The organism is Oleiphilus sp. HI0086 (genome assembly GCF_001635225.1).
In genome coordinates this window covers 1-1,066 of the sequence record NZ_LWFZ01001216.1, presented here as the reverse complement: position 1 = coordinate 1,066, position 1,066 = coordinate 1, and the positions used below count along the sequence as shown (strand labels likewise).

General features: G+C 43.5%; 1 protein-coding gene. It reads right to left on the bottom strand.

Annotated features, from left to right (window positions below):
- A partial coding sequence (locus tag A3756_RS21345) for a DUF1631 family protein (RefSeq protein WP_156490660.1) occupies positions 1-993 on the bottom strand: 993 nt, incomplete at its 3' end.
- Between the last annotated feature and the right edge of the window lie 73 nt (positions 994-1,066).

The window sequence follows — 1,066 nt, the reverse complement described above, 5'->3', positions numbered from 1 at the left end:
CGCGTATTGACCTACAGGTATACTTTGCGAGTTTGCATCGATTTCTTCCCCAGCAGAAGCTAAGCCTAATTGCCCCCCACTAGTAGAGGAGGTGTGCAGACGTGACAAAGTATCTAATGTGCTGTTTTCTTGAGCTTTATATTGGTGGCGATTTTCAAGGATAGACGCGGCTGAAGAGCCCCCTCCAATAACTGGTGCATCACTCAGCCCTTCAACATTGTGATTTACTGTCTCTTCGGCTGAACTGGCTTCTTGTGCGGCATCTGCTTCACTTTCTGTCTTTGTTAACGGCTCTTGAGTTTGCTTAGGCTTGTAATTAACTTGGACTTTTTTGACAGTGCCGATTATCTCAAGATATGACTCTCTTAAGTCTTCAAGAAAGCTACGAGACAGCGCTTTATAGATGACAATCTGGGGAGCCGCCGGGATTTCTAGTTGCTCGATAGCTGTTTTTAAGGTGCTGAAAATTGCATGGGGTGCCAGAGGACAATCTTCCTTTCCAATTGTTTCTCCAAACAGGTACGAAACAATTAAACAAACCTCATGAAGCTCGTAACCAAGTTCAGCTTCTAGGTACTTGATACCCATATTGGCACTAAGCCAATCTTCAAAGTCATCTTTGGAGACAAGACTAAGTGAGTCAAGGTCAAGCTTATCGCCACCATGCGGCTTTTGTGTATCAGTTTTCACTTGCTCTAGTTCATCACTGAGCACCTCTTCATTTGATAAACTCTGCTCAACCTCCTTCAGAGCGCCAATAGCATTGTTTGCAACCTGTGCAGCAAACCATTCACTATTTGCTTCTAGAAGATTAATGGCTAAAGAAAAATCCGCTCGCAGCCAATCCTCAGCATCATCTAGTTTCTTATATAACTGAGCTGAGGTAGCGTGAATCGCTTTTCCAATGCCGTCATTAAACGACACGGCAACCTGCTGGGCTAACGCCTGCAGCAACTGGGTCTTAAGCTTGATGGATACGGAAAATTCTGCCATGAAAACCGATATTAATAGGAACTTTAGTTAACTAGTGTCTATTAAGGCTAATCTAAACACCTGATTTAACAAG